Annotated in this window: 21 protein-coding genes; 10 read left to right on the top strand and 11 right to left on the bottom strand. The window is 73.4% G+C overall.

Annotated elements, in window-relative coordinates; all coding sequences use genetic code 11:
* Positions 1-26: 26 nt before the first annotated feature.
* The 3 genes from ACFWGZ_RS22625 to ACFWGZ_RS22615 are packed head-to-tail and all read right to left on the bottom strand — an operon-like array spanning position 27 to position 3,494.
* Positions 27-1,562, bottom strand: a complete 1,536-nt coding sequence (locus ACFWGZ_RS22625; RefSeq protein WP_382453538.1) for a long-chain fatty acid--CoA ligase — start codon at positions 1,560-1,562, stop codon at positions 27-29.
* The gene (locus ACFWGZ_RS22620; RefSeq protein WP_382453537.1) at positions 1,562-2,689 is read right to left on the bottom strand and encodes a DUF5938 domain-containing protein; all 1,128 of its coding nucleotides are present in this window, start codon (positions 2,687-2,689) and stop codon (positions 1,562-1,564) included. Before ACFWGZ_RS22620 ends, ACFWGZ_RS22625 begins: the two co-directional genes overlap by 1 nt.
* 1 nt (position 2,690) lies before the next feature.
* Positions 2,691-3,494, bottom strand: coding sequence for an SDR family NAD(P)-dependent oxidoreductase (locus tag ACFWGZ_RS22615; RefSeq protein WP_382453536.1), 804 nt, complete (start codon positions 3,492-3,494; stop codon positions 2,691-2,693).
* Between the two features lie 122 nt (positions 3,495-3,616).
* Here ACFWGZ_RS22615 and ACFWGZ_RS22610 point away from each other — a divergent pair, with 122 nt between their 5' ends.
* The gene (locus tag ACFWGZ_RS22610) at positions 3,617-4,261 is read left to right on the top strand and encodes a TetR/AcrR family transcriptional regulator (protein WP_382453535.1); all 645 of its coding nucleotides are present in this window, start codon (positions 3,617-3,619) and stop codon (positions 4,259-4,261) included.
* On the top strand, positions 4,258-4,587 hold the full coding sequence (locus ACFWGZ_RS22605; protein WP_382453534.1) for an EthD domain-containing protein: 330 nt from the start codon (positions 4,258-4,260) through the stop codon (positions 4,585-4,587). Before ACFWGZ_RS22610 ends, ACFWGZ_RS22605 begins: the two co-directional genes overlap by 4 nt.
* Here ACFWGZ_RS22605 and ACFWGZ_RS22600 read toward each other — a convergent pair.
* Positions 4,558-5,994, bottom strand: coding sequence for an MFS transporter (locus tag ACFWGZ_RS22600; protein WP_382453533.1), 1,437 nt, complete (start codon positions 5,992-5,994; stop codon positions 4,558-4,560). The two genes, ACFWGZ_RS22605 and ACFWGZ_RS22600, sit on opposite strands and share 30 nt — an antisense overlap.
* A gap of 46 nt (positions 5,995-6,040) precedes the next feature.
* Here ACFWGZ_RS22600 and ACFWGZ_RS22595 point away from each other — a divergent pair, with 46 nt between their 5' ends.
* The 3 genes from ACFWGZ_RS22595 (at position 6,041) to ACFWGZ_RS22585 (ending at position 9,455) form a co-directional block, all read left to right on the top strand.
* Positions 6,041-6,727, top strand: coding sequence for a TetR/AcrR family transcriptional regulator (locus ACFWGZ_RS22595; protein ID WP_382453532.1), 687 nt, complete (start codon positions 6,041-6,043; stop codon positions 6,725-6,727).
* Between the two features lie 140 nt (positions 6,728-6,867).
* On the top strand, positions 6,868-7,929 hold the full coding sequence (locus ACFWGZ_RS22590; protein WP_382453531.1) for a glycosyltransferase: 1,062 nt from the start codon (positions 6,868-6,870) through the stop codon (positions 7,927-7,929).
* A gap of 41 nt (positions 7,930-7,970) precedes the next feature.
* On the top strand, positions 7,971-9,455 hold the full coding sequence (locus ACFWGZ_RS22585) for a SpoIIE family protein phosphatase (RefSeq protein WP_382453530.1): 1,485 nt from the start codon (positions 7,971-7,973) through the stop codon (positions 9,453-9,455).
* 13 nt (positions 9,456-9,468) lie between these two features.
* Here ACFWGZ_RS22585 and ACFWGZ_RS22580 read toward each other — a convergent pair whose 3' ends face one another.
* Positions 9,469-10,326, bottom strand: a complete 858-nt coding sequence (locus ACFWGZ_RS22580) for an alpha/beta fold hydrolase (protein ID WP_382453529.1) — start codon at positions 10,324-10,326, stop codon at positions 9,469-9,471.
* Between the two features lie 59 nt (positions 10,327-10,385).
* Between ACFWGZ_RS22580 and ACFWGZ_RS22575 the strand changes: the two genes are divergently transcribed.
* Positions 10,386-13,226: a BTAD domain-containing putative transcriptional regulator gene (locus tag ACFWGZ_RS22575; RefSeq protein WP_382453540.1), complete on the top strand. Its 2,841-nt coding sequence runs from the start codon at positions 10,386-10,388 to the stop codon at positions 13,224-13,226.
* Here ACFWGZ_RS22575 and ACFWGZ_RS22570 read toward each other — a convergent pair.
* Complete coding sequence (locus ACFWGZ_RS22570; RefSeq protein ID WP_382453528.1) at positions 13,215-13,985, bottom strand: SDR family NAD(P)-dependent oxidoreductase; 771 nt, start codon at positions 13,983-13,985, stop codon at positions 13,215-13,217. The two genes, ACFWGZ_RS22575 and ACFWGZ_RS22570, sit on opposite strands and share 12 nt — an antisense overlap.
* A gap of 95 nt (positions 13,986-14,080) precedes the next feature.
* Here ACFWGZ_RS22570 and ACFWGZ_RS22565 point away from each other — a divergent pair, with 95 nt between their 5' ends.
* Positions 14,081-14,713, top strand: coding sequence for a TetR/AcrR family transcriptional regulator (locus ACFWGZ_RS22565; protein WP_382453527.1), 633 nt, complete (start codon positions 14,081-14,083; stop codon positions 14,711-14,713).
* Here ACFWGZ_RS22565 and ACFWGZ_RS22560 read toward each other — a convergent pair.
* The 5 genes from ACFWGZ_RS22560 to ACFWGZ_RS22540 are packed head-to-tail and all read right to left on the bottom strand — an operon-like array spanning position 14,682 to position 19,615.
* Positions 14,682-16,118: a long-chain fatty acid--CoA ligase gene (locus tag ACFWGZ_RS22560; protein WP_382453526.1), complete on the bottom strand. Its 1,437-nt coding sequence runs from the start codon at positions 16,116-16,118 to the stop codon at positions 14,682-14,684. The genes ACFWGZ_RS22565 and ACFWGZ_RS22560 overlap by 32 nt on opposite strands.
* Positions 16,057-17,376 carry an MFS transporter gene (locus tag ACFWGZ_RS22555; protein WP_382453525.1) on the bottom strand — a complete coding sequence of 440 codons (1,320 nt, stop codon included), beginning with the start codon at positions 17,374-17,376 and terminating at the stop codon, positions 16,057-16,059. Before ACFWGZ_RS22555 ends, ACFWGZ_RS22560 begins: the two co-directional genes overlap by 62 nt.
* Before the next feature lie 9 nt (positions 17,377-17,385).
* Complete coding sequence (locus ACFWGZ_RS22550; protein ID WP_382453524.1) at positions 17,386-17,844, bottom strand: MaoC family dehydratase; 459 nt, start codon at positions 17,842-17,844, stop codon at positions 17,386-17,388.
* Positions 17,841-18,716, bottom strand: a complete 876-nt coding sequence (locus ACFWGZ_RS22545; protein WP_382453539.1) for an amidohydrolase family protein — start codon at positions 18,714-18,716, stop codon at positions 17,841-17,843. The genes ACFWGZ_RS22550 and ACFWGZ_RS22545 overlap by 4 nt, the downstream gene beginning before the upstream one ends.
* Before the next feature lie 20 nt (positions 18,717-18,736).
* Complete coding sequence (locus tag ACFWGZ_RS22540) at positions 18,737-19,615, bottom strand: SDR family NAD(P)-dependent oxidoreductase (RefSeq protein WP_382453523.1); 879 nt, start codon at positions 19,613-19,615, stop codon at positions 18,737-18,739.
* Between the two features lie 92 nt (positions 19,616-19,707).
* Between ACFWGZ_RS22540 and ACFWGZ_RS22535 the strand changes: the two genes are divergently transcribed.
* Genes ACFWGZ_RS22535 through ACFWGZ_RS22525 form a run of 3 tightly spaced genes read left to right on the top strand, consistent with a single transcriptional unit; the run spans position 19,708 to position 24,683 of the window.
* The gene (locus ACFWGZ_RS22535) at positions 19,708-20,496 is read left to right on the top strand and encodes a PaaX family transcriptional regulator C-terminal domain-containing protein (protein ID WP_382453522.1); all 789 of its coding nucleotides are present in this window, start codon (positions 19,708-19,710) and stop codon (positions 20,494-20,496) included.
* A 1-nt stretch (position 20,497) separates the two neighbouring features.
* Entirely contained in the window at positions 20,498-21,649 is a 1,152-nt protein-coding gene (locus tag ACFWGZ_RS22530; RefSeq protein ID WP_382453521.1) for a glycosyltransferase, read from the top strand.
* A 28-nt stretch (positions 21,650-21,677) separates the two neighbouring features.
* Positions 21,678-24,683 carry a discoidin domain-containing protein gene (locus ACFWGZ_RS22525; RefSeq protein ID WP_382453520.1) on the top strand — a complete coding sequence of 1,002 codons (3,006 nt, stop codon included), beginning with the start codon at positions 21,678-21,680 and terminating at the stop codon, positions 24,681-24,683.
* Positions 24,684-24,701 lie beyond the last annotated feature (18 nt).

The raw sequence follows: 24,701 nt of genomic DNA, 5'->3' as shown, positions 1-24,701 counted from the left end.
GTCCAGGGAGGCGGCCGGCCCTCTGCTCAGGGCCGGGAGAGGCGTTGCCGGATCTCGGCTTTGAGCACCTTGCCCACTGTGGACCGCGGCAGGTCGGGCCAGATCTCGACCTGCTTCGGCGCCTTCACCCCACCCAGCCGGTCCTTCACGAACGCGATCAGCGCCGCCGGGTCCGTGCTCCCCCCTGCCCGCAGCTGCGCGACCGCCGTGACGCGTTCGCCCCACTTGTCGTCGGGCAGCCCCACCACCGCGCAGTCCTGGACCGCCGGATGCGCCTTCAACGCCTGCTCGACCTCCGCCGAGTACACGTTGAACCCGCCCGTGATGATCATGTCCTTCGCGCGGTCCACGATGAACAGGAAATTCTCGTCGTCGAGGTAGCCGATGTCGCCCGTGTGGTGCCAGCCGTGCGCGCTCACCTCGGCCGTCGCCGCCGGGTTCTCGTGGTAGCCCGCCATCACCAACGGCCCGCGCACCACGATCTCGCCGCGCTCACCCGGTGGCAGCAAAGCCCCGTCCGGAGCCATGATCGCCACCTGCGTCAGCGGGGTCGGCCTGCCCGCCGAGGACAACCGGGCCGTGGCGATCGAGCCGTCGGGCAGGAAGTGGTCGGCGGGGGAGAGGGTGGCGATCATGTTCGGCGCCTCGGTCTGCCCGAACAGCTGGCCCAGCACCGGCCCGATCCGGTGCAGCGCCTCGGTGAGCCGCACCGGCGACATCGGCGCGGCGCCGTACCAGAGGCACCGCAACGACGTCAGGTCCGTCGCGTCGAGCGCCGGGTGGTCGAGCAGCCCGTAGATCACCGTCGGCGGCAGGAACGCGTGCGTGATCCGGTGGTGCTCGACCAGCCGCAGGAACTCGCCGAGGTCGGGCGCCGGCATGATCACCGTCTCGCCGCCCAGGGCCATGATCGGGAACGTGAGCACGCCCGCCGAGTGCGTCAGCGGGGCGAGCGCGAGGTAGCGCGGCCGCACGCCGAACGGGTAGCTCATCAGCGTCAGCGCGGTCGCGGTCTCCATGTTGTGGCCGGTGAGCCGCACGCCCTTGGGCCGGCCGGTGGTGCCGCCGGTGCCCGCGAGCATGCAGAGGTCGTCGTCGGGCACGCTCACCGGGTCTGGTTCCCGCGCGTGCTGCGCGAGCCAGTCCGCGAACGGCACCGCCCACTCCACCTCGCCGTCGAGGCACACCAGCGTCGTCAGCGCGGGCAGGTCGCCGCGGATGCGGTCGACCAGCGGCGCGAACCTCTCCTGGAAGAACAGGCACCGGCAGCCGAAGAGGGCGAGCAGCTCCCGGTTCTCCGCCGCCTCGTTGCGGGGGTTCACCGGGCACCACACCCCGCCGGCCCGCGAGATGCCGAACACGCACGTGAGCGCCAGCGGGTCGTTGGCGGACAGCACCGCGACCCGGTCGCCGACCGCGATCCCGCTGTCCTGCAACGCTCCCGCGATCTCCCGCGACCGCCGCTGCACCTGCGCGTAGGTCTGCGAGACCCCGCCGATCGTGAGGCAGGGCGCGTCGCCGCCGAGCGACGCGCCCTTGTCCAGGTAGTCGGACAGCCTCATCAGCGGTGCACTTCGACGATCGGGTCGAGCACGAGGCCGAACGACCGCAGCGCGCCCAGCAGCTCCCGGTGCCCGAACGCCTGGCACCCGGAGGCGAACCCGACGCGGCGCGGCGCGTCCTGCAACAGGTGCACGGCGGCGTGCACGTTCAGCAACGCGGTCTGCTTGTAGTTGCAGTTGCCGTGGATCACGCAGGACGCGCGGCCGAGCGGGCCGGAGGCGTGCACGGAGTCGAGCGAGATGTTGATCCGCGGGTTCTCCCGCGGTGGCATCTCGCTGCGCACCTGGGCGGAGAACGCGTCGACGATCTCGTACTTCTCCGCGTCCGACTTGCCCTCCATCTGCGCGAGCGCGGCCTCCACGATCTGCGGCACGCCGAGCATCAGCGGCCGGTTGAACACCCCGCCGAGCGCCCGCACCGACGCGACGCGCGGATCCCGCTTGAACCACACGGGGTGCGCCGTGCCGCCCCACGGCAGCGCGAGGCCGAGCTCGTGCTGACCGGGCACGACGAGCTCGTAGAGGCCCGCGTCCGGCGGCCATTCCACGTACTGGTTCTGCTCCAGGTAGTACGCCTTCGCGAACGCCGCGTTGGTGAGGATCGTGTTCGTCGAAGCGACTGTGGGATAGCCCTTCCAGAACACCCCGATGTCCAGGGTGTCCAGCCCGGGCTGCTCCAGGCAGATCTGCGCGGCGATCTCGCCGACCGTGTACATCTGCGCGATGCCGGGCGACAGCAGAAGGTTCTGCTTCGCGAAGTCGGCGCCGTACTGCGCGTCGGCGTCGATCATCCAGTCCTGCTCGCCGTTGGTGTCGGTGTAGTGCGCGCCGACGTTGAGGCTTGCTCGCACGGCCTCGTGGCCGTAGCGGGAGAACGGGCCGACGGTGTTCAGCACGACCTTGGTGCCGGTGAACGCCTCCGTCAGCGCGGCCTCGGTGTGCTCGACCTCGGCGATCTCGTGGTCGACGGTGTCGATGCCGGGCACCGCGGCGACGGCCTCCTTGACCCGCCGGCCGTCGCGGCCGGCGGCGAGGAACGGGATGCCGTACTCGCGCAGGTACTCGCAGATCAGCCGGCCGGTGTAGCCGGAGGCGCCGTAGACGACGACAGGCTTGTCGGTGGGCATGTCACATCCCCATTCCGCCGTCGACCGGGAGGCCCGCCCCGGTGATGAACTTGGACGCGTCGGAGGCGAGGAACACCACGGCGTCGGCCATGTCGTCGACCTGCCCGAGCCGCCCGAGCGGCGTCAGTTCGACGACGGCGCCGACGGCGGCCTCGACGGACGGGAACAGGCCGAGCTGCGCGCAGTCGACGGCGAGCTGGTTGCCCATCGCGGTCGGGGTGAGGCCGGGGTAGATGCAGTTGACCCGCACGCCGTAGCCGAGCTTGCCGGACTCGGCGGCCGCGACCCTGGTGAGCCGGTCGATGGCGGACTTCGTCGCCGAGTAGACGCTGATGCCGGGGAAGGCGATGGTCGCCGCGACCGAGGCGACGCTGATGATCGAGCCGCCGCCACCCGCCGCGCCGCCGGGACGCATCGCGCGCAGACCGTGCTTGAGGCCCAGCGCGGTGCCGAGGACGTTGACGTCGAGCATCTTGCGCACGTCGGCGGGGTCGAGCTCGGTGATCAGGCTGGTGATCTCGATGCCGGCGTTGTTGACCAGGACGTCGAGCCCGCCGATCGCGTCAACGGCCGTGCTCACCGCCGAGGCCCAGCTCTCGTCGTCGGTCACGTCCAACGGCACGAACTCGGCCGTCGCGCCGGAATCGCGCAGAGCCTGGGCGGTCTGCTTGCCTTCCTCTTCCAGGACGTCGCCGATCAGGACTGCCGCGCCGGCCGCGGCCAGAGCCTCGGCCATGCCCGCGCCCAGCCCGCGAGCACCGCCGGTGACCAGCGCTTTCCGTCCGCTCAGCTGATAACTCGTCATTGAGCCTCCTCGGTGAGATGGCTCACACGCTAGCCGAAACTTGACAGTCGTCAAGGAAATCCTTGACGACTGTCCAAGATTTATTGGACGAGTGTTCAAGGGTTGTCTCAGTGGGCGATAGGATGCGTTCCGTGACTGACGTCGCTGAGAGCAAGCAGCACCGGATCGCCCGCCGGCAGGTCGACAAGTTCGACGCCCGGCGGACCGAACTGGCCGTGGCGACCCTGCACACGCTCGCCGAGCTGGGCTACGCCCGCACGAGCCTGCGGGAGATCGCGCAGAACTCCGAGTTCTCGCACGGCGTCCTGCACTACTACTTCGCCGACAAGCGCGACCTGATCACCGAGGCCGTCCGCCAGTACGAGGTCGTCTGCGTGACGCGGTACGACGAGGTGGTGGCCTCGGCGGCGTCGGCGGTGCAGCTGCGCGACGAGTTCGTGGCGATGTTCTTCGGCACCCTCGCCGAGGACGCGGCGCTGCACCGCCTCTGGTACGACCTGCGCAACCAGAGCCTGTTCGACTCCTCGTTCCGCGCCGACGTGCTGGAGATCGACAGCCACCGGGAAGCCATGGTGTGGCGGGTGGTCAGCCGGTACGCGGAACTGCGCGGCGGCACGGTCGCGGCGTCTTCGGGCCTGGTCTACGTGACGCTCGACGGGGTGTTCCAACGGGCGCTGCTGCACCACCTGGCGGGGGACGCGGAGACCGTCGCGGCGCTGCGGGCCGAGCTGCCGGAGGTCGTGGAGCTCCTGGTGCGTGCGGCATGATCACCGTCGTGGTGCTGCTGAAGGCGAAGGAAGGCCTCACCCGCGAGGAGTTCGTCGACCACTACGAGAACCGCCACGTCCCGCTCGTCCTCGGCGTCGCGCCCATGATCGTCCACTACGCGCGGCACTACCTGCCGGAAGCCGACATGGCCGGCCACCCGTCGGAGTACGACTGCATGACCCAGCTGAAGTTCGAGGACCGGGCGGCGCGGCGGGCGTGGCTGACCGCCGTGCTGGCGGAGGGCTCGGGCGTCGCGGAGGACGAGGAGCGGTTCCTCGACCGGTCGGCCACGCGGTCATGGACCGTGGACGAGCGCGTCAGCTGACACACCGCGCACGCGCAGCCACGCCCACCCGGCCAGGCCGGCCGCCATCGCCGTCAGCAGCAGGCTGCCGATCGTCACCGCCTGCTCGAACTGCGCGGTCTGCGTCGCACTCCAGCCGGGCTGCGCGATCGACCCGGCGAACAGCCACGCCAGCACGGTGCCGCTGATCGCGACCCCGGCCGCCGAGGTGACCTGGGACGCGGTGTCGACGAGTGCGGCGCCGATCGACGTGCGGTCCTGCGGCAGTCCTTTGAGGACGTTGACGCCCGCGACGGCGCCGACCACCCGGATGCCGATCGCCACCAGCGCCAGCGCCAGCGCGACCGGTGGGTACCCGAGGCGTCCGAGCAGTGCGTAGACCGCGAGGCCGAAGACCACGCTGACCGAACCCAGCACCACGGCGCGGTCGAGCCCTGCCTGCCGGACGAACCGGGTGACCACCGGCCCGCTCGCGATCAGGACCACGACCTGCGGCAGCATCCCGGCGGCGGCCAGCGCCGGCGACCAGCCCCAGTCGAGCTGCAGCTGCAGCGTCACGAGGTAGGTGAGCCCGGCGGCGGCCAGGCCGGTCGCGGCCTTGTGCGCGAGGCCGCTGGAGACCAGCGGGCGGGCGACCAGGGCGAGGTCGAGCAGCGGATGACGAGCCGTGCGCGCGCGAACCACGGAGAGCACCGACGCCAGAACGGCCGCGACCGTTGCGGCCCAGGGGAGCCACGACCGGGCGCCGTTCTCGACGAAGAACGTCGGAACGAGCAGCGCGAGCACGATCGCCAGGGTGCCGAGGACTCCGCCGAGGACGTCGGCGGGGGAGCGGTGCAACTCCGTGTCGGGCGCGATCCCGCGGCCGATCCCGATCAGGGCGAACACCGCGATCGGCACGTTGACCAGCAGCAGCGCCTGCCACGGTGCGACGGTCAGCACGAAGCCGCCCAGCGGCGGGCCGACCGCGAGACCGACCAGGCCCACGGTGGAGATGAGGGTCATCGCGCGGACGCGCAGGTCGTCGCCGGAGAACAGCCGGAACGCCAGCGCGATCGAGCCCGGTGTCGTCATCGCGGCGGCGACGCCCATCACCGAGCGCACGGCGATGAGCGCGGCCACGGACGTGACGAACGCGGTGGCGAGCGAGGCGAGGCCGAGCAGGACCAGGCCGGCGAGCATCACGCGGCGGCGTCCGACGCGGTCGGCCACGGCGCCGAACACGAGCATCAGGCCGCCGAACACGACGGCGTAGGAGTTCGAGACCCACTGCAGCGCGGTCGTCGAGGCGGCGAGGTCGCGGCCGATGGTGGGCAGCGCGACGGTGAGGATCGAGTTGTCGAGCATCTCGAACAGGAACACGGCGGACAGTCCGGCGAGGGCGACCCACGCCTCCCGCAGCGAACGGGGTGAGGTTGACACGAACACTGTTCTACGGACGAACGGTGTTCGTGTCAACTGGTAGGCTGGGGGCATGAGCACCGGGCGCGAAGCGTCGCGCGAGGAGTGGGCGGACCGGATCGCGGCCCTGGACCAGCCGCAGCAGCCCCGGAAGGAGCCCATCACGGTCGGCCGCATCGTCACCACGGCGTTGCGGATGGTCGAGACCGAGGGGTTCGACGCGCTGACCATGCGCCGCGTCGCCGCCGCGCTCGGCACGGGTCCCGCGTCGCTCTACGCCCACGTGCGCAACAAGGCCGAGCTCGACGACCTGCTCATCGGCGCGCTGAGCAGGAACGTGGTGCTGCCCGCGCCCGACCCCGCGCGGTGGCGCGAGCAGGTCCTCGGCGTCCTCCGGCAGCTGCGCGACGAGTTCCTGCGCTACCCGGGCATCTCGCGGGCGGCGCTGTCCGCTCCGCCTACGAACCTCGACACGCTCCGCCTCACCGAGGGGCTGCTCGCGATCCTCCTGGCCGGCGGCGTCGCGCCGCGGGTGGCCGCGTGGACGGTCGACGCCGCGCTGCTGTACGTCAGCGCGTACACGTTCGAGGCCTCGCTGCGGGCCGGCGGCGTCGACCGGGAGGAGGTGCTCGCGCGGCTGCGGATGCTGCCCGCGAGCAGGTTCCCGCACACGGTCGCGCACGCCGAGGACCTCAACTCGGGGGGAGCGCACGAGCGGTTCGACTTCGCCCTGGAGCTGATGGTGCGCGGAATCGCCTGATCACCGGGGCCCGTTCGGCACCGGCCGCCGGGGTGGGCTACGTTCGGAGGCAGTGGGTTCAGCGAGCAGCCCTTCGGCACGAATCAATCGTGGACGGAGCCGCTGCCGTGCTACCCATTTCCGGGCATCTGAAAATCTCCATGGTCTCCGCCGACGACGTACCCGGCTGGCGCGACGCCCACGTCCGCGACCTGGCCGCCGCGCTGAGGGCGCGCGGGCACGCCGTGCGGGTCCACCACCGCAGCCGGGTGGACGACGACGAGCTCTACCTCGGCGACTTCGTCGACGAGCTCCGCGGCGAGTGGGCCGGCGCGCTGCCGGACCTCGTGCACGCGCACTTCTGGCGGTCGGGACTGGCCGCACTGCTCGCCGCGCAGCCGTACGGCGTGCCGGTCGTGCAGTCGTTCCACGGCTTCGGCCGGCGCCCCGACGTCGAGCGGCTGGTCGGCAGGGAGGCGGCGCTCGTGCTCGCCTCCGGCCAGGACGAGGTGCTCGACCTCGCCGCCGCGGGGGTGCCGCGGTCGCGCATCCAGCTCGTCGCGGGGGGGGTCGACGACGACCTCTTCCGGCCGCTCGGCGAGAACGCCGAGCGGAGCGGGCTGCGCCGCATCGTCACGGTCGTCGACCCGGTGGAGGACAACGGGGTCGGCGACCTCGTCGCCGTGCTCCCGCACCTGCTCGACGCCGAGCTCGTGGTCGCGGGACCGAACGCGAGCGACACGGGCCGGCTGAGCCGCTGGGCCCGCAAGCTCGAGGTCGAGGACCGGGTGCGCCTGCTCGGCCCGGTCGCGCGCGAGGACCTGCCCGCACTGCTGCGCTCCGCGGACGTCGTGGCCTGCGTGCCGGCGCGGTCGTCGTGGGACGCCCTGCCGCTCGAGGCCATGGCCTGCGGGGTGCCGGTGGTCGCCACCGAGGTCGGCGGGCTCACCGACGCCGTGGTCGACGGCGTGACGGGGGTGCTGGTGCCGCCGCGCGACCTCAAGCAGCTGGTGCGGACGCTGCGCATGGTGCTCGACGACGCCACGCTGCGGACCTCCTGCGGGATCGCGGCCGACGACCGGGTGCGCGCCCGGCACACCTGGCCGGACGTCGCCGTGGGCGTGGAACGGCTCTACCAGCGGCTGCTCGCCCCGCCGGAACCCCCGCGCCGCCGCCGGGCCGCGCGGGTGGAGGCCTCGGTCGGTGACGGTCCCCGCAGCTGACCGCGCGGGTTCGCCGTGCGCACACCGGGGAGGCGTGCAGAGTGGTCGACGCGCTGCAGCGGGAGATGCTGCCACCAAGTGTGCCGTTGCTGCCGAAGGCGCAGGTCGCGGCGAGCTACCTGCCGGCGGGGACCAACACCGCGGCGGGAGGTGACTGGTTCGACGCGGTGCTGGTGCCGGGCGGTGGTCTCGGCCTGGTCGTGGGAGACGTCGTCGGGCACGGGATGGCCGCCTCGGCGGCCATGGGGCGGCTGCGCGCCGTCCTGTCCGAACGGCTCGCGGCCACCGGTGACGCGCGGGAGGCCCTCCGCTCCGCCGACGCCGCGTCGCGCCGCATCCCCGGCGCGCCGGCGGCCACCGCGTGCGTCGCGGTGCTCGACCTCGGCACCGGTGCGGTCGAGCACGCGTCCGCGGGACATCCGCCGCCGCTGGTCGTCGCAGCGGAGGGCGCGCGATTCCTGACCGGCGGCGGTGACCCGCCGTTCGGGGTGGGCACCGCCCGGACGCGCACCCTCCACCGGACCAGGCTGGCGACCGGAGACGTGGTCCTGCTCTACACCGACGGCGTCCTGGAACGCCCGCGGCGCACGTTCGCCGAGGCGACCGTCGAGCTGCTGCAGGTCGCGTCCGACGTCGTAGCGGACCGGGCGGGGCGCGACGACCTCCCGGTGGCCGACCGGCTCTGCACGCGGGCCGTCGAGCTGCTCACCGGTACGACCGGCCACACCGACGACATCAGCCTGCTCGCCGCGCAGCTCGTGCCGGCGCCTCCCGGTCACCGCCGCACGTACGCGGCGGCACCGGAGGCGCTGCCGCCGGTGTGCGACCACCTCGCCGACTGGCTCGGCTGCCTGCGGGTCGGCGCACAGGACGCCGACGCGCTGCGGCACGCCGTGGTGGAGCTCGCCACCAACGCCGTCGAGCACGCTTACCCCGGCTCGGCCGCCGAGTTCGTCGTCACGGGCGAGCTGACCGGGTGCGGAGAGGTCGAGGTGCGGGTGTCCGACGGCGGGCACTGGCGCGAGCCCGTGCCGTCCCCCGGCCGCGGTCTCGGCCTGGAGATCACCGCGCACATGGTCGACCACTTCCGCGTCGAGCACGACGGCGGCGGGATGACGTCGGTTGTGCGCCACCGGGTCGGCAGACCCGTCCGGGTGCTGACGGCGGACGGCCTCGCGTCCGGGCGCGCCACCCCCGCCCCGCCGCACCAGCCGTTGCGGGTCGAGCAGGCCCCCGGTGCGCACCTGAGCGTGGCCGGTGCCGTGGACGCGCTGACCGCGCGCGGGTTCGAACGCGCCCTGACCGCCGCGGGGTGCTCCGGGACCCGGTCGCTCACCGTCGACCTCGGCGCCGTGACGCGGCTGGCCAGCGCCGGGGTGGCCGTGCTGCACCGGCTCGTGGCCAGGCACCGCGACAACGGCACCGAGCTGCGGCTGGTCGCCCCGGTCGCCACGGCGGCCGACGTGGTCATGACCCTGGTGGGGCTCGACCACGCCGGCTTCCACGACGGCGGCGGCGGAGCCTGAGCGGTGGCCGGGATCAGCGCTCGAGCAGGTCGCGGATCGCCCCGGCGACGACGTCCGGCGCCTCCTCGGCCATGAAGTGCCCGCACGAGACGGTCCGGTGGTCGAGGTCGGGCGCCCAGCGCCGCCACAGCGCCTCCGCGTCGAACCCGAGCGCCGCGCCCCAGTCCTGCTGCAGCACGGTGACGGGCATCCGCAGCCGCGCCTGCGCGTCGGCGGTGTCGTGCTCGACGTCGACCGTGGCCGAGGCCCGGTAGTCCGCGACGATCGAGGTGACGGCCTCGCGGCTGGCCCGCAGGTACTCGGCGCGCACGTCCGCGGGGAACGGCTCGGTGCTCCAGAGGTCGACGAAGTGCCCGAAGAACGCGTCCGGCCGTGCGCCGATCAGCTCCTCCGCGAGGCCGGGCGGCTGCGCCATCAGGAACAGGTGGAACCCGACGACGGCGGAGGTCCCGCGCATCACGTCCCACATGTCGAGGGTCGGCAGCACGTCGAGCGACGCGAGGTGCGTGACGTGGCCGGGGTGGTCGAGTCCGGTGCGGAACGCGACGAGCGCGCCCCGGTCGTGGCCCGCGAGCGCGAACCGGTCGTGCCCGAGCGCCTTCGCCACGGCGACGACGTCGGCGCCCATCGTGCGCTTGGCGTAGGTGAGGCCGGTGTCGGCGGGCTTGTCGCTGTCGCCGTAGCCGCGCAGGTCGGGCATGATCACGGTGTGGTCGGCGGCCAGGTCGGCGGCGACGTGCCGCCACATCAGGTGGGTCTGCGGGAAGCCGTGCAGCAGCACGACGGGGCTGCCCGAACCCGTGGTGGCGACGTGGAGCTCGACGCCCTCGTCGACCTGGACGCGCTGGTGGTCGAATGCGGTGTGGTTCACGGGACCACCGTGCCGCCCGCCGATCAGCAACCGATCAGCAGCGGAGTCGGCGCGTGGTGATGTTCGGCGTGCTGGGCCCGCTGACCGCGGGATCCGCCCGTCTCGGCGGCCCGAAGCACCGCGCCGTCCTCGCTCGCCTGCTGGTGGCCCGCCGCCGCGTCGTGCCGGCGCGGACGCTGGTCGACGACCTGTGGGAGGAGCCATCGGACGGTGCGCTCGGCGCCGTCCAGACGTTCGTCGGCGCGCTGCGCAAGGCCCTCGAGCCGGACCGCCCACCCCGGACGCCGTCGCGGTTGCTGGTCACCGAGGGCACCGGCTACGCGCTGCTGGCCGAGGACGTGGACGCCTGGCGGTTCGAGGAGATGCTCGGCGGCGACCTGTCCGTGCTGGACGGTGCGCTGGCGCTGTGGCGCGGCCCCGCCTACCAGGAGTTCGCCGGCGAGCACTGGGCGCGCGCCGAGATCGACCGGCTGGACGAGCTGCGGCTCGTGGCGGTCGAACGCCGCGCCGACGCCCTGCTGGCACTGGGCCGGGCCGCCGAGGTCGCGGCCGACCTGCGGGCGCACCTCACCGCGCACCCGTGGCGGGAGAAGGCGTGGAGCCTGCTCGCGCTGGCCCTGTACCGCGAGGGACGGCAGGGCGACGCGCTGCAGGCCGTGCGGTCGGCCCGGCACGCCCTGGCCGAGAACCTCGGCGTCGACCCCGGCCCGGAGCTGCGCGCGCTGGAGGCGGACGTCCTCGCCCAGTCGCCCCGGCTGCTGCCGGCCGTGCGCCCGGCGCTCGTGGGGCGGTCGGGCGAACTGGCGGCGCTGACCGCGGCCGTGCCGGCGGCGGGACTCGGTCTCGCGCTGGTCAGCGGCGAGGCGGGGGTGGGCAAGACGGCGCTGGCCGAGGAGTTCGCCGGGCTGCTGCGCGGCCGGGGCTGGACGGCGGTGTGGGCCCGCTGCCCCGAGGACGCGCCGGTGGCGTGGCCGTGGCAGCAGGTGGCCGAGGCGCTGGGGACGGCGCTGGCCGCGGACGACCGCTTCCGGCTGCGGCGCGCGGTCGTGGCCGCCGTCGAGGCGGCGGCACCGGTGCTGGTGGTGCTCGACGACCTGCACCAGGCCGACGACGAGACCCTGGCCGTGCTCGCGGCGTTCACCAGGGCCCGCCTGTCCGGGCGGGTGCTGGTCGTCGCGACCACGCGGGCGCCGGTGCCGTCGGAGGCGCTGGCCCGCGCGGAACCCGTCCGCGTCCCGCTGAGCGGCCTGGGGGAGGAGGCGGTCGGCGAGCTGGTGCGGTCCATCTCCGGCGAGGCGGACGTGCGGGCGATCCACGAGCGCAGCGGCGGCAACCCGTTCTACGTGAAGGAGCTCGCCCGCCTGTTCGCCGCGGAGGGCTCGCTCGGCGTCCCGGCCGGGGTGCGGGAGGTGATCCGGCACCGGCTCGCCGCCCTGCCGCCGCGGGCCAGGACCGTTCTGCACCAGGCGTCCGTGCTGGGCCGCGACGTCGAGGTGGAGCTGCTCGGCCTGGTCGCGGGCGAGGACGTGCTCGACGAGCTGGACCTGGTGCTGGAGGCCGGGTTCCTGACCGAGGTGGCACCGGGACTCGCGAGGTTCACCCACGTCCTGGTGCGCGACACGGTCTACGGGGAGGTGTCGCTGACCCGGCGGGCGCGGTGGCACGCGGCCGCCGCGCACGCCCTGGAGTCGCTGCGGCCGGCGGACGTCTCCCTGCTCGCCCACCACCACGTCCTGGCCGGTGCGCGCGGCCCGGCGGCGGTCCGGGCGCTCGCGGGAGCGGCGGAGGTCACCCGGTCGCCGCGCGAGGCGATCCGGTTGTGGCGCGCGGCCATCGAGGCCGCCGACGACGTCCGGCCCGGCCTGCTGACCGGCCTGGCGCGGGCGCTGGCGGTCGGCGGCGACCTGGCGGCGGCCCGCGAGGCCCGGTCGGCCGCGCTGCGGGCCACCGCGGACCCGGCGGTGGTGGCCGAGGTCGTCGGCTCGTTCGACGTCCCCGGCATCTGGACCACCAGCGACGACCCCGTGCACTCCGCCGAGCTCGTCGCCGCCGCCGAACGCGCCCTCCCGGCGTTCCCCGAGCCCACGGCCACCCGCGCCCGCCTGCTCGCCACCGTCGCCATGGAGGACCGCGGCACCGGCACCCGCCTGCGCGAGGCGGAGGAGGCCGAGTCCATCGCCCGCGCCCTCGGCGACCCGGCACTGCTCGCGTTCGCCCTCAACGCCCGCTTCCTGCACACCTTCCACCGCACCGGCCTGGCACCCGAGCGCGCCGCGATCGGCGCGGAGCTGGTCGCGCTGGCCGCCACCCACCACCTGGTCACGCACGAGGTCCTGGGCCACCTGGTCCTCGTGCAGGCGAACGCCGCCCTGGGCGACTTCGCCGCCGCGGACCGGCACGCGGCCGCCGCCGACGCCCTGGCGGCCGAGCACGACCTGCCGCTGGTCGGCGTGTTCACCGACTGCTACGCCGCGCTGAAACTGGCCGCCTCCGGCGACCCGGTGGCAGCGGAACAGGCGTACCGGGCGGCGGCGGCCCGCGTCGAGGGCACCGGCATGTGGGGCATGGAACGCGGGCTGCTCCCGCTGGCGCTGCTGAGCCTGCACGGACCGTCCGACGTGGACCTCGGCGACGACTGGGGGCCGCTGCGGGCCTGGGTGGAACCGCTGGCGCTGCCCCGCGCCGAGGCGCTGGAAGCCGCCCGCGCCCTGCCACCGGGCCCGGCCGACCTGCTCGGCGAGGTGCGGGCGTGCCTGCTGGCGATGGCGGCGGAACGCCTGGGCGACGACGTGCTCCTGGACCGCGCCCGTGCCCTGCTGGAGCCCGCCCGGCACGAACTGGCCGGTGCGGGAACGGGCCTCGTCACGTTCGGGCCGGTCGCCCGCTTCCTAGGCGGCTAGTGCCGGTCCGAGCAGCAGCCCGCCGTCGAGCACGAACTCCGACCCGGTCGCGAACGCCGACTCCGCGGAGGCGAGGTGCAGCACCAGCGCGGTGACCTCGCCCGGTTCGCCGAGGCGCGGCACGGCGAACGGCGCGGGGGAGTAGAGGTCGCCGATCGCCGGCTGCCCGGCCACCACCGGCGAGGTGATCAGCGGGGTGGAGATCACGCCGGGGTGCACCGAGTTCACCCGGATCCCGTCGCGGCCGAGCTCGAGCGCGGCGGTCTTCGTGAGCCCGCGCAACGCCCACTTGGCGGCCACGTACGGCGCGTAGTACGGCGATCCGACGTTGGCCATCGTCGAGGCGATGGTCACGATCGACCCGCCGCCCGCCCTGCGCAGCGACGGCGCGAGGTGCTTGATGCCGAGGAACTGCCCGGTCAGGTTGACCGCCAGCGCCCGCTCCCACACCTCCAGCGCCGTGTCCTCGATCAACGCCGCCACGTGCTGCGCTCCCGCGTTGTTGACCAGCACCGACACCGGCCCGAACCGCTCCTCCGCCGCCGACGCGGCCGCGGTCCAGGCCTCCTCGTCCGTGACGTCGAGCCGCACGGCGAACGCGCGTTCGCCCAGTTCGCCGGCGAACGCCGAGGCCGCCTCCAGGTCCCGTGCGGCGATCACGACCCGTGCGCCCTCGGCGTGAAAGCCCCGCACGTGGCTCGCGCCCATCCCGCTCGTCGCGCCGGTGACGAACACCGTCCGGCCGTCGAAGCGTTCCATCTCGTCCTCCAGTGGTGAGTTGAGTGACTCACCTCGGAACCGTAGAGATCGCCCGATGGTGAGTCAAGTGACTCACCTCATGGCATACTCGGGTCGTGTCGACCTACCACCAGCAGCTGGCCCGGCAGAAGCGGGCGGCGATCGTCGACGCGGCGACGGCGCTGTTCCTGGAGTCCGGGTACGACGGCACGTCGCTCGCGCGCATCGCCGACGCCGCCGGGGTGTCGAAGGCGACGCTGTTCAAGCAGTTCCCGACGAAGGCCGAGCTGTTCGACGCGATCGTCACCGACTACTGGCGCGCCGGCGACGGCGCCGTCACCCCGCCCGAGGGCAAGCCCGCCGAGGGGCTGGCGGCGCTGGGCCACCGGTACGTGGCGCTGCTGACCCGGCCCGGCATGGTCGCGCTGTTCCGCATCGTCATCGCGGAGGCGCCGCGCTTCCCCGAGCTCGGCCGCACCCAGTTCCGGCTCGGCAAGATGCCGTTCTTCGAGTCGGTGCGCGACTACCTCGCCGCCGAGCACGAGGCGGGCACCGTGGTGGTGCCCGACCCCGTCCTCACGGCGTCGCAGTTCCTCGGCATGATCTCCGACTTCGCGTTCTGGCCCCGCATGCTGCTGGTGGACTGGGCACCGACGGCTCAGGCCATGGCGAACGCGGTGGACGAGGCCGTCGAGACGGTCCTCGCCCGCCACGCGGTCACAGCGGCAGGCGGCGCAGCGCGGGCTTGAGGACCTTCCCCGACCCCGTGCGGGGCAACGAGGTCACCACGTCGAAGTACCGCGGGATCTTGTACTTCGCCAGCCGCGGCACCAGGAACGCGCGCAGCTCGTCGCCGCCGGGCTCCGCGCCGTCGCGGGGCCGCACGAACGCCCGCCCGACCTCGCCCCACCGGTCGTCGGGCACCCCGACCACCGCTACCTCGGCCACGTCCGGGTGCGCGGCCAGCGCGTTCTCCACCTCCGCCGGGTACACGTTCTCCCCGCCCGAGATGAACATGTCCTTCAACCGGTCCAGCACGCGCAGGTGGCCGTCCTCCACCCGGCCGATGTCGCCCGTGCGGAACCAGCCGTCGGGCGTGAACGCCGCCGCCGTGGCCTCCGGGGCGTTCCAGTAGCCGGGGGTGACGTTCGGGCCCTGCACCTCGATCTCGCCGACGTCGGAGAGCCGCACGTCGCCGAAGAACACCGGGGTGCCGGCCGATCCGGCCCGCGCCACGCTGTCCGCCGCCTCCAGGAACGTGGCGCCGGGCGCGGTCTCGGTGAGCCCGTAGCCCTGGCAGAACACGAGACCGCGGTCCTGGTAGGCGCGGATCAGCGCGTCCGGCACCGCCGCCCCGCCGCACAGCAGCACGCGCAGCGACGACAGGTCGGCGGACGGCCAGCGCGGTGACGCCACGACGTCGGCGAACATCGTGGAGACGCCGAACATCAGCGTGACGCGGTGCTTCTCGACCAGGTCGAGGCACGCGTCGACGTCCCAGCGCGGGGTGAGCACGCTCAGCCCGCCCTTGACGAACGTCGGCAGCAGCGTCTGCGCCAGTGCGGCCACGTGGAAGAGCGGGGCGGCGACCAGCGCCACGTCGTCTGCCGCGAGGTCGATGCCGATCATCAGGTTGAACGTGTTCCACAGCAGGTTGGCGTGGGTGAGCACCGCGCCCTTGGGCCTGCCCGTGGTGCCCGAGGTGTAGAGGATCAACGCGGGCGCGGAGATGTCCACGGGCTCGTCCAGCACCTCGCCGGACCCGCCCGAGAGCCACTCCTCGTACCCGTCGAGGGAGACCGCCCTCGGGTGGTCCGGCGCGAAGGACGGCGCGTGGACGAGCACGTGCGCGCCGCAGTCCGCCAGCTGGTAGCCGGCCTCCGCCGCGGTGAGCCGGAAGTTCAGCGGGACGAAGACCGCGCCCAGCTGGTGGGTGGCGAACATCGTCTCGGCGAACGACGGGTGGTTGGGGCCGAGGTACGCGACGCGGTCGCCGGCGCGCACCCCGAGCTCCCGCAACCGCCACGCCAGCCGCGTCGTGCGGACCGCCAGCTCGCCGTAGGTCGTCGTGACCCCGTCGTGGACGAACGCCTCACGCGTCGGCGCCATGCGCGCCCGGCGGTGTGGCCAGCTGCCCAGTCCCGCGTTCCGCATCGCCGTCTCCCGTCAGGCTGGTCCTGCTGGTCTCGTGCAGCACCACCGTGCACACCACGGTGAGCAGGCAGAACGCCGCGATGACGAACGGGATCGCGGCGACGCCGCCGGTGGACTTCTGCACCTGGGCGAAGAGCAGCGGCGCGAGCCCCGCGCCCAGCCCCGCGATCTGGTAGCCGAGCGAGGCGCCGGTGTAGCGGCTGCCCGTGCTGAACAGCTCGCTGTAGAGCGCGGCGAGCGGCCCGTACATCATCGGGTGCAGCACGGACTGGCCGAGCACGAGCGCGACCAGGATGAACCCGTTGTCCACCAAGGGGAACAACACGAACGCGTAGGCCGCCATGAGCACGGCGCCGGCGAGGACCACCGGCCTGCGCCCCACCCGGTCCGACAGCGCCGACCAGCCGAGGATGCCGGCCACCGCGAGTGCGGAGGACACCGTCAGCGCGGTCACGATGCTCTGCCGCTCGATGCCCTGCTGAACGCCGTAGGAGAGCAGGTACGTCGTGAGCGTCGACTGCACGACGAACGCGGCGAGACCGACGCCGATGGCGAGCAGCAACGAGCGCGGGTGGTGGCGCAGGACGTCCACCAGCGGAGCCGGGGGCCGTGTCCGCGCCGACCGGAACACCGGCGTCTCGTCGACCTTCAGCCGCACGAACAGGCCGACGCCGAGCAGCACGACGCTCAGCAGGAACGGCACGCGCCAGCCCCACTGGACCAGTGCGTCGTTGCCCACCACCACGGTGGTCGCGGTGAGCACGAGGTTCGACAGCACCATGCCGCTCGGCGCGCCGGCGTTGGTGAAGCTCGCCCACAGGCCGCGCCGCGTCGTGGCGTGCTCGGCGGACATCAGCACCGCGCCGCCCCACTCGCCGCCGACCGCGACGCCCTGCAGCACGCGCAGCAGGACGAGCAGGGCCGGGGCGAGCCAGCCCGCCTGGGCGTAGGTGGGCAGCACGCCGATCAGGAAGCTCGCCACACCCATGACGGTCATGGACAGGATGAGCATCTTCTTGCGCCCCAGCCGGTCCCCGTAGTGTCCGAAGAGGACACCGCCGAGCGGGCGGGCGAGGTAGCCGGTGGCGAACGTGCCGAAGCTCGCGATCGTGCCGACCAGCGGGTCGAGCGAGGAGAAGAAGACCTTGTTGAACACCAGCGCGGCCGCGGTGCCGTAGAGCAGGAAGTCGTAGTACTCGATCACGCTGCCGAGGTAGCTGGACGCGACGGCACGGCGTAACTGCGTTGTGGTCGCCATGACTTCACCTCACGCGTAGTGGCGGTATATGCCCCGTGCGACGCACGCGGGCTTCGCGGAACCCTCGATCTCGACCGTGAAGTCGATGGTGACCTGCACGCCGTCGCCCGCGACGTCGTCGGCGGACTCCACCCGGCCCAGCAGGCGGATCTTGGCGCCGACCGGCACGGGAGCGGGGAAGCGGACCTTCTCCAGGCCGTAGTTGATGCTCATCCGCACCCCCGAGACGTCGAGCAGCTCGGTCATCAGCGGGATGAGCAGCGCCAGCGTGAGGTAGCCGTGCGCGATCGTGCCGCCGAAGGGCCCGGCCGCGGCGCGTTCCGGGTCGACGTGGATCCACTGGTGGTCGTCGGTGGCGGCGGCGAACGTGTCGACGCGGCCCTGGTCGATCTCCAGCCAGTCGGTGTGGCCGAGGTCCCTGCCCGTCAGCGCCCTGATCTCTTCGAGTCCGTGCACGGAAGTGGTCATGCGTCCTCCTTGACGAGTCCGAGCAGACGCGCTGCGTTGAGCTTGAGGATCTTGGGGCGCACCTCGTCCTTGACGTCGATCTTCGCGAAGTCGGCGAGCCAGCGGTCCGGCGTGATCACCGGGTGGTCCGAGCCGAAGAGGACCTTGTCCTGCAACACCGTGTTGGCATAGCGCACGAGCTGCGGCGGGAAGTACTTCGGCGACCACCCCGACAGGTCGATGTGGACGAACGGCTTGTGCGTGGCGACCGCGAGCGCCTCGTCCTGCCAGGGGAACGACGGGTGCGCGAGCACGATCCGCAGGTGCGGGAAGTCGACCGCCACGTCGTCGACCAGCATGGGGTTGGAGTGCTTGAGCCGGATGCCGCCGCCTCCGGGCACTCCGGCGCCGATGCCGGTCTGCCCGCTGTGGAACAGCGCGGGCACGCCCAGTTCCTCGATCACCTCGTAGAGCGGGTACGCCATCCGGTCGTCCGGCGAGAAGTCCTGCAGGCTCGGGTGGAACTTGAACCCGCGCACGCCGTGCTCCTCGACGAGCCGGCGCGCCTCCCGCACCGCGGCGCGGCCCTTCCACGGGTCGACGCTCGCGAACGGGATCAGCACGTCGGCGTGCTCGGCGCAGGACGCGGCCACCTCCTCGTTGGAGATCCGCGGGTGGCCGGTGGCGTGCTCGGCGTCGACGGTGAAGATCACCGCGGCCATCCTGCGCTCGCGGTAGATCGCCGCGGTCTCGGCGATCGTCGGTTGCCGGTGGCCCGCCTTGAAGTACTTCGCGGACGCCTCCATCAGCGCGGGGCTCAGCGAGCCGTGGCCGTCGCGGGAGACCTCGGCGTGGGTGTGGACGTCGATGGCGACGAGCTCGTCCACGTTCATCGCCGGGGTGCTCTGCCGGGTCACGGTGCCTCCGGGGCCGGGATGCCGTAGGTCTCGGGCTCGAACCCGCCCCACTGCTCGGCGATGCCCGCCGCCGTCCAGCCGCCGTCGGAGAACAGGACCTGCTTCTCGGCGGGGTGCGCCCACAGCGCGAGCCGGTCGCCGCCGATGCCGATGGCCTGCCCGGTGATGCCCTTCGCCGCGTCCGAGGCGAGGAAGACGATCAGCTCGGCGGCGTCCTCGGCGGTGCCGAGGCCCTCGTCGCGGCGCACCCAGCCCGGCAGCGGCTCACCGGTCCGTTCGGACTCCTCGATGAGCGGCGCGAACACCGGGATCGTCTTGGTCATCTCGGTGGCGGCGACCGGCACGACGGCGTTGACGGCGATGTCGGACCGCGCGAGCTCCAGCGCCCAGGTCCGCGCCATCGCGGCGATGCCGGCCTTGGCCGCGGAGTAGTTGGTCTGCCCGAAGTTGCCGCGCTGCCCGGCGGGCGACGAGACCAGCACGAGGCTGCCGCCGGTGCCCTGCTCGCGCATCCGGACCGCCGCCGCTCTCGCGCAGGTGAACGTGCCGCGCAGGTGCACGTCGACCACGGCGTCGAACTCGTCGTCGCTCATCTTCCACAGCACGCGGTCGCGCAGGATGCCCGCGTTGGTGACCAGCACGTCGAGCCGCCCGAACTCCTCGACCGCGGCGGCGACGAGCCGGTCCGCGGTGGCGGCCGTCCCGACCGGAGCGACCACCGCCGCTCCGCCGATGCCCGCCGCGACCTCCTCGGCGCTCTCGTCCACGTCGTTGACGACGACCTTGGCGCCGTTGCGCGCCAACGCTTCCGCGTACGCCCGTCCCAGCCCCCGTCCGGCGCCGGTGACGATCGCGACCTTCTCCGACAGCTCCATCAGGCGAGCCCTCTCCCCGGTGAGTCGTGGGCCAAAGTATGGGCACTTTCGTGACGCTCGTCTAGATGTTGCCCAACATGTATCGTGGGTCCGTGACACCGCAGTCCCTGATGCTCAACTTCCTCGGCCTGTACGTGCTGGGCCGGGACGTGGCGGTCTACTCGGGCAGCCTGATCGACGTCTTCGGCAGGGTGGACGTCTCCGGGGAGGCCGTGCGCTCGACGCTGAGCAGGATGACCTCGCGCGGCCTGCTCGCGAAGCACCGCAACGGCCGCAAGGTCTACTTCGGACTGACGCCGCGCGCGAAGGACGTCCTCGAGGACGGTGGCCGGCGCATCTGGCAGCGCGGCGCGGTGAACAGGGACTGGGACGGCACGTGGACGCTCGTCGGCTTCTCGCTGCCGGAGGGGCGCAGGGGCGACCGGCACGACCTGCGCTCGCGGCTGCAGTGGGCGGGGTTCGGGCCCGTGCAGAACGGCTTGTGGATCGCGCCGGGCAACCGCGACGTGACCGAGATGGTCGCCGACCTCGGGCTGACCGGCAACGTCACGGTCTTCACCGCCCAGCACGCCAAGCCGACCGAGGCCGCCGACCTCGCCACCCGCGCGTTCGACACCGCCGCGATCGCGGCCCGCTACCAGGACTTCCTGGTGCGCTGGCGCGAACCGGACGGCGCGCTGCCCGACGACCTGGCCCGCCAGCTGCTGCTGCACGCCGACTGGCTCGACCTCGTGCGACAGGACCCGCACCTGCCGGCCGAGCTGCTGGCCCGCGACTGGCCCGCGATCGAGGCCGAGCAGCTCTTCCGGGCCCTCGCCACCCGCTACGTCGAGACGGCGACCCCGCTGGCGCTCGCGGCCATCGAGTCGATCGAGGTCTGACGTGCGGGTCGCGGTCGTGTCCGGCGGCGATCCCGGGCACGTCGTCCCGGCGATCGCGCTGTGCCTGAGGTTCGCGGCGGCGGGCGACTCGCCGTTCCTGCTCACCGGGGAACGGTGGGTGGACGCCGCCGCCGGGGAGGGGATCGCGGCGTCGCGAGTGGACGGTCTCGCGCTGAGGGATCTCAAGGACTGCAAGGACCTCGGCGGTGCCCTGCACGACCAGGCCGCCGAACTGGCGTCGGCGCTCGTGCCGAGGTTGCGCTCGGCGGCACCGGACCTGGTGGTGTGCGACGTGCTCGCGCTGGGCGGAGCGATGGCGGCCGAGCTCGTCGGCGTGCCGTGGGTCCAGCTCTCGCCGCACCCGCTCTACGAACCGTCGCGCGGGCTGCCCCCGATGGGCAGCGGCCTGGCACCGGGCGTCGGCGTGCGGGGGCGGCTGCGCGACGCGGTGCTGCGCGCGCTGACGGCCCGGTCGATCCGGCAGGGAGAACGGCAGAGAGCTGTCGTGCGCCGGCGGATCGGACTGCCGGCGCACGATCCCGGACCGGTGGCGCGGCTGATCGCGACGCTGCCGGCGCTGGAGGTGCCCCGCCCGGACTGGCCGTCGAACGCGCACGTGGTCGGGCCGTTGCTCTGGGAGGCGAGCCGGGAGGTCTTGACGCCGCCGCCCGGCCCGCAGCCGCTGGTGATGATCGCGCCCTCGACCGCGTGGACCGGGTCGGCGGGCATGGCCGGGATGGCGCTGGAAGCGCTGCGGGACAGGGGAGTGCGGGCCGTCGTGTCGACGTTCGCGCCGCTGCCCGATCTGCCCCCGTGGGCGCGGTCGGGGCCCGGCGCGCAGGACGACCTGCTGCGCCAGTCGTCGGTGCTCGTCTGCGGCGGCGGCCACGGGATGCTGGTCAAGGCGTTGCGCGCGGCCGTGCCGGTCGTGGTGGTGCCGGGCGGCGGCGACCAGTGGGAGATGGCGAACCGGGTCGCGCGGCAGGGCAGCGGCGTGGTCGTCCGGCCGCCGGCCGTCGAGGGCCTGCGGGACGCCGTGACGCGGGTCCTGGGTCACCCCGGGTTCGCCGCGGCGGCGGCGCGGGCGGCCGAGTCGGTGAGTGATGTTCGTGATCCTGTGGAGGTATGTCGGACTGCGTTGAGTCTTGCGTGATGAGAGCGCTCTCCCCTTCAATGAGGACATGCGCAGGTCAATGACGATCCTCGTGGTGGCGGCGTTGGCGGTCTCGTCCGCGTCGCCGGCGGTGGCGCAGCGCGCCGCAGCTCCCGACCTCTACCCCGCCGTCGGCGCGGGTACCTCCGTCCTCGACCACGCCGACCTGCTCGGGACCGTGCCGGAGCCTGCCTGGTACGAGGCGAACGTCCCGTTCGTCGACGTGCCGGACCGCGAGATCCGGGACACCTACTACTACCGCTGGCGAACCTACAAAGAGGCGCTGAAGTACACAGGACCGAAGGACGGCTGGATCGTCTCGGAGTTCCTCGGCCCCGTCGGCTACTCGGCGCCGAACGGCGGCATCGTCGCCGCGGCGGGCCACCACGTCTACGAGGGCCGGTGGCTGCGCGACCACCGCTACCTCGACGACTACGTCGACTACTGGCTGCGCGGATCCGGTGCCGGCGCCAAGCCCGCCACCGACTTCCTGAACGAGAACACCACGGACTGGGCGCACCAGTACTCGTTCTGGGCCGCCGACGCCGTGGCCGCCCGCGCCGCGGTCGACGGCCGGTCCGGGTTCGCCACCGACCGCCTGCCGGAGCTCGTCCGCCAGTGGCAGCGCTGGTCGCCGCAGTTCAACGCCGACCTCGGCCTCTACTGGCAGACGCCGGTGTGGGACGCGATGGAGTACACGGCCAGCTCGTACCAGAGCCCCGACCCCTACCACGGCGGCGACGGCTACCGGCCGACGCTGAACGCCTACCAGTACGGCGACGCCCGCGCGATCGCCCAGCTGCTGCGGGCCCGCGGCGACGCGGCGGGCGCCGTCCAGTACGACCAGGCCGCCGACGCCCTGCGCACCGCGCAGGAGCGGTGGCTGTGGGACGCCAACGGCAAGTTCTACAAGCACGTCATGCGGGACGGCAACCCGAACCGGACGAAGATCGACGACCGCGAGTCGATCGGGTTCGTGCCGTGGTACTTCCACATGGCGCCCAATGCGAACAGCGCGGCGTGGGCCCAGCTGAAGGACCCGCAGGGCTTCGCGGCCACCTACGGCCCCACGACCGCCGAGCGCCGCAGTCCGTACTTCATGCGCGACGCGTTGAGCGGCTGCTGCCGGTGGAACGGCCCGAGCTGGCCGTACGCCACGAGCCAGACGCTGACCGCGCTGGCCAACCTGCTGATCGACTACCCGGCCCAGTCCTACGTGAACCGCAACGACTACCTGTCCGTGCTGCGCGGCTACGCCCTGACCCAGCGCAAGAACGGCCGCCCGTACGTCGCCGAGGCCCACCACCCCGACGAGGACCGGTGGATCTACGATGGCCAGGGCCACAGCGAGGACTACAACCACTCGACGTTCAACGACAACGTCCTCTCCGGCCTGATCGGCATCCGCCCGCAGCTCGGTGACGAGGTGCAGATCGCCCCGCTGGCACCGGCGACGTGGGACTACTTCGCCGCCGAGAACGTGCCGTACCACGGTCACAACCTCACGGTCCTGTGGGACCGCACGGGTTCCCGTTACGGCAAGGGTGCCGGTCTGCGCGTGTACGTCGACGGCCAGCTCAAGCATTCGCAGGCGGGCCTGAGCTCCGTGCGCCTGCCGGTCGCCCCGCGCACCACGGGGGAGCTGCCGGAACTCGTCGACGACTTCGCGAACGTGTCCCGCACCGGCTACCCGGCCGCCCGCGCGTCGTTCAGCTACAGCGCCGACCCGCCCGCCAAGGCGATCGACGGCCAGGACTTCCACCTCGACGTGCCCGGTACCCGCTGGACCACGTGGACCAGCCCCGGCGCCGCGGACTGGCTGGAGGTCGACCTCGGTGCCCCCGCTCCCGTCTCCGACCTGCGGGTGGTGTTCTACGACGACGGCGGAGGCGTGCGCGTGCCGTCGGTGTACGACCTGCAGTACCGCGGCACGGACGGCGTGTGGCGCGACCTCCCCGGCCAGCAGCGGTCTCCGGCCTCGCCCGCGGCCCGGCAGGTGAACCGCGTCCTCGTGCAGCCGCCCGTGACGGCCGACCGGGTCCGCATCTCACCCCGCCGGGCGGACGGGGGAGCGGTCGGCATCACCGCGTTCTCGTCGGTGCGCGCCCCCGTGCCGGGACTGACCGCCTCGGTGCCGGAGTCCGTTCCCGTGCGGGCCGGTGCGGGCGTGGAGACCACCACGACCGTGAAGGCGTCGAGGTCGCTGGCCGACGTGCGCGCCGCGCTGGCCGTGCCCGCCGGGTGGAGCGCGGTGGCGCTGACCTCCGCCACCGCGGCGCGGTTGCTGCCCGGGCAGTCGCTGGTGACGCGCTGGCGCGTCACGGCACCGGCGGACCTGCGCCTGGGCGACTCGGCGCCGGTGCGCGTGCTGGCCACGGCGTCCGGCAGCACCGGGGCGAGCGCGGCGGTGGCGTCGGCGCAGAGCGTGTTCGACCCGGCCGACTACGGCGCCGTGGTCTGGGACGACACCTTCGACACCGACCGCCTCGGGTCGTACCGGGTGGACGGGCCCTTCGGGGAGGCGCCACCGGCGCTGCGCGTCTCGGGAGGCGCCCTGACGGCGAGCGCGGCGAGCCGGGCCGGGTCGGTGCTGGCCGCGCCGGTCACCGGTGACGTCCGCGGGACGGCCGTGATCGTCGAGCCCCGGTCGTTCGCGGGCTCCGCGCCGGAGGACAGCCTGTTCCTCGGCCAGACAGCGGGGAACCGGGACTTCGCCCTGGCGTGGTTCAACAACGCGGGCAAAGCCTCCGGCGTCGACGTGACCGCGGGCGGCGTCCGGCGCGGGGACGAGGCGACCGGCGGGTGCTGCGCGACGCTGACCTGGGCGCCCGGCGACCGGCTGGCCGTGGTGGTGCGCGACGGGCGGCTGACCAGCTGGCAGGAGCACGACGACCGGTGGGCGCTGCTGCGGTCGGCGCCGATCTCGGCCGCCGTCGATCCCGCCGTGGTGGCGGGGTGGGCGCCGGGGCTCGGGCTGCGGCTGGACGCCGGGTCGCTGGTGATCGACCGGTTCACGGTCCTGCGCCGCGCCTGAAGGACTCGTCCGGGGGCC

Source organism: Lentzea sp. NPDC060358 (genome assembly GCF_042725365.1).
GTDB lineage: Bacteria > Actinomycetota > Actinomycetes > Mycobacteriales > Pseudonocardiaceae > Lentzea.
The sequence above is the reverse complement of the archived record's forward strand: the minus strand, read 5'-3'. Positions and strand labels throughout refer to the sequence as shown.

Excerpts from the sequence above, each read along its gene's own strand:
- ACFWGZ_RS22620 (WP_382453537.1), bottom strand. The coding sequence starts at position 2,689 with ATGCCCACCGACAAGCCTGTCGTCGTCTACGGCGCCTCCGGCTACACC.
- ACFWGZ_RS22575 (WP_382453540.1), top strand. The coding sequence starts at position 10,386 with ATGTTCGGCGTGCTGGGCCCGCTGACCGCGGGATCCGCCCGTCTCGGC.
- ACFWGZ_RS22570 (WP_382453528.1), bottom strand. The coding sequence starts at position 13,985 with ATGGAACGCTTCGACGGCCGGACGGTGTTCGTCACCGGCGCGACGAGC.
- ACFWGZ_RS22615 (WP_382453536.1), bottom strand. The coding sequence starts at position 3,494 with ATGACGAGTTATCAGCTGAGCGGACGGAAAGCGCTGGTCACCGGCGGT.
- ACFWGZ_RS22590 (WP_382453531.1), top strand. The coding sequence starts at position 6,868 with ATGGTCTCCGCCGACGACGTACCCGGCTGGCGCGACGCCCACGTCCGC.
- ACFWGZ_RS22560 (WP_382453526.1), bottom strand. The coding sequence starts at position 16,118 with ATGCGGAACGCGGGACTGGGCAGCTGGCCACACCGCCGGGCGCGCATG.
- ACFWGZ_RS22625 (WP_382453538.1), bottom strand. The coding sequence starts at position 1,562 with ATGAGGCTGTCCGACTACCTGGACAAGGGCGCGTCGCTCGGCGGCGAC.
- ACFWGZ_RS22555 (WP_382453525.1), bottom strand. The coding sequence starts at position 17,376 with ATGGCGACCACAACGCAGTTACGCCGTGCCGTCGCGTCCAGCTACCTC.
- ACFWGZ_RS22610 (WP_382453535.1), top strand. The coding sequence starts at position 3,617 with ATGCGTTCCGTGACTGACGTCGCTGAGAGCAAGCAGCACCGGATCGCC.
- ACFWGZ_RS22595 (WP_382453532.1), top strand. The coding sequence starts at position 6,041 with ATGAGCACCGGGCGCGAAGCGTCGCGCGAGGAGTGGGCGGACCGGATC.
- ACFWGZ_RS22525 (WP_382453520.1), top strand. The coding sequence starts at position 21,678 with ATGCGCAGGTCAATGACGATCCTCGTGGTGGCGGCGTTGGCGGTCTCG.
- ACFWGZ_RS22545 (WP_382453539.1), bottom strand. The coding sequence starts at position 18,716 with ATGAACGTGGACGAGCTCGTCGCCATCGACGTCCACACCCACGCCGAG.
- ACFWGZ_RS22540 (WP_382453523.1), bottom strand. The coding sequence starts at position 19,615 with ATGGAGCTGTCGGAGAAGGTCGCGATCGTCACCGGCGCCGGACGGGGG.
- ACFWGZ_RS22550 (WP_382453524.1), bottom strand. The coding sequence starts at position 17,844 with ATGACCACTTCCGTGCACGGACTCGAAGAGATCAGGGCGCTGACGGGC.
- ACFWGZ_RS22605 (WP_382453534.1), top strand. The coding sequence starts at position 4,258 with ATGATCACCGTCGTGGTGCTGCTGAAGGCGAAGGAAGGCCTCACCCGC.